Origin of the sequence: Clostridium sp. CAG:43 (genome assembly GCF_000434655.1) — a bacterium.
GTDB classification, from domain to species: Bacteria; Bacillota; Clostridia; order Lachnospirales; family Lachnospiraceae; genus Otoolea; species Otoolea fessa.
Window position 1 is genome coordinate 21573 of record NZ_FR895073.1, and the last position, 5166, is coordinate 26738.

A 5166-nucleotide genomic window follows, 5' to 3' on the forward strand; every position below is an offset into this window, starting at 1 on the left:
GGCAACAGCAGCATAAAATACACCACCGAATACTGCCCCTTCGCCTCCCAGAGCAGATGGAACAGGAATCCCCCAATAAACACGATTCCCGGAAGCAGCATCCCCCATCTGTCCGGTTTTCCACGTTCCTGCCTCTCCCAGACCGTTTCCATTCCCTGTTTTTTCACAGCTTTCACAGTTTTTTCTGCCTTTTCTGCTTCTATCCTCTTTTCCCATGTTCGTTTCATCAGAACATGCTTACTTCGGCTTCCTTTGGCACTCATCCCGGCAATCACCCATACACATGCCATCGCATACACAAACGTCTGCAACAGATTCGCCGCAAAAACATAGAGCCGGTTCAGACCCCCTTCTTCCTTGAAAAGCTCCCATGGCGGGCTTCCCTCCGCCCAGGAGGTATTTCCCACCTCCTGGATCCAGAGACTCTGAAAGGTCGGTTCCGCCCAGATTGACTCGATCTTCCGAACAAAGAAATCAGCGGCTTTCGCCGGTTCCCCTGCCATATCTGAAATCGTTCTCCGCAAATCTGCCTGCGCCCATGCGGCCGCCAGATCCGCATCCCCATCTGCTTTCTGAAAGAGTTTTACCTGATAGCCATTGTACCAGCCCGGTCCACGTTTGCTCTCCTCCAGTCCCATCTGCACCCAGGCAATCATCGCCGCACCGTCCGATACCGTGCGTCCGGTCACGGAAGAAATTCCTGTCTGAATCCCCCGGTTTCCAATCACATACGCTGTAATCAGAAGCACCGCTGCCACCAGCAGGCGTGCTTTCCTTCGAAAGACTCCCGAGGATGCCAGATACAAAAACAGCGCCACCAGCACAATCTCATAATTCGACTTGAGGATCACCGCCGCCGCTACTGCTGCCGCGCCAATCCAGAAGTCTCTTCCCCGCCCCTCTTCCACATACCGCACCAGACGTTCCATCGCCAGACACGAAAGTCCAAATCCTGGCATCGTGCCGTACACGAAGAGGATATAGAAAGAAAATGGCAGACAGCACGCCATCCACAAAAGCANNNNGCCATCCACAAAAGCAAGCTGCATCTTTCGTTTCCCCGGACCGTCATCCGCTGCAGGCTCACGATTCCCAGAATAAAAAATCCGATATTTAAAATCTGGAAAACTACATACGCCGCATCTCCAAAGAAAAATGCCAGCACTGCCATATAGAGAATCAGCCCGTTCTGAGACGGATAAGTGTACGCATACCCAAGCGGTCCTTCCGCTGTCCCATATGAATACGCCACCGGCTCCCAGGCGCTGAAATCGCCCTGCAGAAGTCCCTGCGCAGACGCCATACACTGATGGGAGTCAGAACCGCCCCAGGACGGGACAAGGAGAATCCAAAAAAGATAGGCAGCAGCCGCTAAAAGAAGCCACTGGTTCTTCCGGCACTTTCGTTCCTTTCTCCGCCTGTAAAACACCGTCAGTCCAATCACACCCGCACCAAAAAACAGGTGCAGAAACAGACTGTCCCTTCCATACTGTACAATCTCAGAACCTCCATAGACCCGGCAGGTCACAACCGCGCTGAGCAGTGTCAGGAAAAAAAGAATTCCTCCCAACAAAATCCGCACCAGCCCGATACAAAATTTTTCCAGCATTTTCTTCCTCTCTTCTGTCATTTCTGTCAAATTCAGGTTTCATCATTACTGTTCAAGCATCGTGCCCAGCAACTTTTTATCCCTTTTTCATTCCCATCTGCCTTAAAACTTCACTCATTTTATCAAGTCATTTGCCAAATGTCCACTCTTTCCGGCACTCTTTTTGTTACTATGAACAGCTACGGATTTGAACCGTTACCTCTTCCCCAAAATATAGCTTGACATTCCTCTTCGGTTCTGATATATCTTAAACATAGCAGTCATACAACTGACGGATAAGTGGATCAACCACATGAAGTATGACTGGAAATTGCCGACCGTCTGGGCGTCACAGCACAGACCGTGGGTATTTTTTTTACTTTTTTTCACTCTCACCGTCTCTGCTGGGATCGAAATTTTTCAACCAGGAGGGAAACACATGTCTGCTATGTATCAAACATTCCAAAACACACCTATCTTTCAAACGGCCTGGAGAGGTTTTCTGGGCTCCAAATGGACCGGCGAAGTGAACGTCCGCGATTTCATCCAGAACAACTATACGCAATATGATGGCGATGAAAGCTTTCTCGCTGCCCCGACCAATGCCACTCATCTGCTCTGGGAACGCCTTCAAAAGCTTCAGAAGGAAGAGCACGAAAAGGGCGGTGTGCTCGAATGCGAAACTGAAATCGTATCCAGCCTGACCGCCTATGGTCCGGGATATATCGATCCGGAGCTTAAAGATCTGGAACGCATCGTCGGACTTCAGACCGACAAACCACTCAAGCGGGCTTTTATGCCGTTCGGCGGAATCAAGATGGCGGAGGAAGCCGCCGAAACCTACGGCTACCATGTCAATCCAAAATTTCATAAAATCTTTACCGAATACCATAAAACCCACAACCAGGCCGTCTTCGATGCATATACCCCGGAAATGAAAACCGCCCGCCACTGCCATATCGTCACCGGACTTCCGGATACCTATGGACGCGGCCGGATCGTAGGCGACTACCGCCGGATCGCCCTGTATGGAATCGATTTTCTAATTCAGGAAAAGAAAAAGGATCTGGAACACTGTGGAAATGGCGCCATGTTTGATGACATCATCCGCCAGCGGGAAGAGATCGCCGAGCAGATCCGCGCTCTAAAGGGCATTCAGGAGATGGCTGCCATCTATGGTTTTGATATCTCCCGTCCGGCTTCCAATGCCAAAGAAGCCGTCCAGTGGCTCTACTTCGGTTACCTCGCTGCCGTTAAGACCCAGAACGGTGCCGCCATGAGTGTCGGACGCGTTTCCACCTTCCTTGATATCTACATCAACCGGGATTTAACCGAACAAACACTGACCGAAGCCGAGGCGCAGGAATTAATCGACCATATGACAATGAAATTCCGCATGGTAAAATTTGCCCGGATCCCATCCTACAACCAACTTTTCTCCGGCGATCCGGTCTGGGCGACGCTGGAGGTTGCCGGTCTGGGACAAGACGGGCGTCCGATGGTAACGAAAAACGATTTCCGCTTTTTACATACGCTGGAAAATATGGGACCGTCCCCGGAACCAAACCTGACCGTTCTTTACTCTTCCCGCCTGCCAGAGGCATTTAAGAAATATGCTGCCAAAATCTCCATCAACACATCCTCGATCCAGTATGAAAACGACGATGTCATGCGTCCGATCTGGGGGGACGACTACAGCATCTGCTGCTGCGTCTCCGCCACCCAGACAGGCAAGGAAATGCAGCTGTTCGGCGCCCGTGCCAATCTTGCCAAATGCCTTCTCTATGCCATCAACGGAGGCAGAGACGAGAAATACACTACCAAAGACGGACGTCCGATGCAGGTTGGTCCGGCGTATGCGCCGATCACATCCGAATACCTCGATTATCAGGAAGTCATGCATAAATACGATCAGATGCTGGACTGGCTGGCGGGCATTTATGTGAATATCCTCAATTTGATTCACTATATGCACGATAAATATTACTATGAATCCGCTGAGATGGCGTTGATCGACACGGATGTCCGGCGTACCTTTGCCACCGGAATCGCCGGTTTCTCCCACGTGGTCGATTCTCTCTCCGCGATCCGATATGCAAAAGTGAAGGTCATCCGTGATGAATACGGCATCGCCCGCAAGTTTGAGACAGAGGGCGATTTCCCACGCTACGGAAACGATGACGACCGCGCCGACGAGATTGCCGTATGGCTGTTAAAAACCTTTTTACATAAAGTAAAAAAATACCACACCTACCGGAATTCCGAGGCAACCACCTCGATCCTCACGATCACCTCCAATGTTGTATATGGCAAGGCAACCGGCGCACTTCCGGACGGACGGCCGGCATTCACCCCGTTTGCCCCGGGCGCAACTCCTTCCTACGGCGCAGAGCAGAACGGTCTGCTCGCTTCTTTAAACTCGGTCGCAAAGCTTCCATATGAATATGCGCTTGACGGCATCTCCAACACAGAAACGATTGCACCGGGGGCGCTCGGTCACTCCGAGACAGAACGGAAAAACAACCTGGTTCACGTCCTGGACGGATATTTTGATCAGGGCGCGCATCATTTAAATGTAAATGTCTTTGGAATCGAAAAACTGAAAGACGCGATGGAACACCCGGAGAAACCGGAATATGCCAACTTCACCATCCGTGTTTCCGGATATGCCGTTAAATTTATCAATCTGACCAGAGAACAGCAGCTCGACGTGATCGCCCGTACCTGCCACGAGGTGCTGTAACGATGCATACCGGTTATATTCATTCCATCGATACCTTCGGCTCCGTAGACGGTCCCGGTGTCCGCTTCGTGGTATTCATGCAGGGCTGTCTCATGCGCTGCCGCTACTGCCACAATCCGGATACATGGGTACTGCCAAAGGAACTTCCCCTTCCGGACGCCTCCACCCGCACTTCCGGCGCATCCGCTCTTTCCGAAGGTGTTTCTTGCCCATCTAAACACACCGGTTCGCAGGAAATCACCCCGGAAGCACTTCTTCGCCAGGCACTCCGCTACCGGAGTTACTGGCGCGGGGGCGGCGGCATCACCGTCAGCGGCGGAGAACCGCTCCTTCAAGCTGACTTTTTATGTGAATTTTTCCAGCTTGCCAAAGAACAGCACATTCACACCACACTGGACACCGCGGGACAGCCATTTACCACCGCCGAACCTTTCTTTTCCCGCCTGACCACGCTTTTAGAGCACACCGATCTTGTTATTCTGGATCTGAAACACATCGATCCGGAAAAACATCGTCTTCTGACTGGGCACTCCAACGAATCCATTCTTTCCTTTGCCCGGTTTTTAGACCAGATTCATAAGCCCATGTGGGTCCGGCATGTTTTAGTCCCCGGCATTACCGATGCTCCGGCCAACCTGCATGGAATCCGTGCATTTCTGGACACACTTTCAAATGTGGAAAAGGTAGAAATTCTCCCCTACCATACACTCGGCATCTATAAATGGGAAACGCTTGGCATTCCCTATTCCCTGTCCGGCATCCGTATCCCGGACGAGAACAATCTGAAGCGGGCAAACCAAATCCTGTTGGGATGAAAAAGAATGTGCCTTGGCAC

At 51.4% G+C, this 5166-nt stretch carries 2 protein-coding genes, 1 pseudogene and 1 riboswitch; of the genes and pseudogenes, 2 read left to right on the plus strand and 1 reads right to left on the minus strand.

The features are described 5' to 3' along the window. A pseudogene (locus QVO97_RS05965) lies at positions 1–959 on the minus strand (hypothetical protein); the annotation flags it as partial. A 904-nt stretch (positions 960–1863) separates the two neighbouring features. After that, positions 1864–1943, plus strand: a riboswitch (ZMP/ZTP riboswitch). An 84-nt stretch (positions 1944–2027) separates the two neighbouring features. On the opposite strand from QVO97_RS05965, the gene pflB reads away from it, so the two are divergent. Continuing rightward, positions 2028–4331: a formate C-acetyltransferase gene (pflB, locus tag QVO97_RS05970; RefSeq protein WP_022359469.1), complete on the plus strand. Its 2304-nt coding sequence runs from the start codon at positions 2028–2030 to the stop codon at positions 4329–4331. A 2-nt stretch (positions 4332–4333) separates the two neighbouring features. Continuing rightward, on the plus strand, positions 4334–5146 hold the full coding sequence (locus QVO97_RS05975; protein ID WP_022359470.1) for a radical SAM protein: 813 nt from the start codon (positions 4334–4336) through the stop codon (positions 5144–5146). The last annotated feature ends 20 nt before the right edge of the window (positions 5147–5166 follow it).

Excerpts from the sequence above, each read along its gene's own strand:
- pflB (WP_022359469.1), top strand. The coding sequence starts at position 2,028 with ATGTCTGCTATGTATCAAACATTCCAAAACACACCTATCTTTCAAACG.
- QVO97_RS05975 (WP_022359470.1), top strand. The coding sequence starts at position 4,334 with ATGCATACCGGTTATATTCATTCCATCGATACCTTCGGCTCCGTAGAC.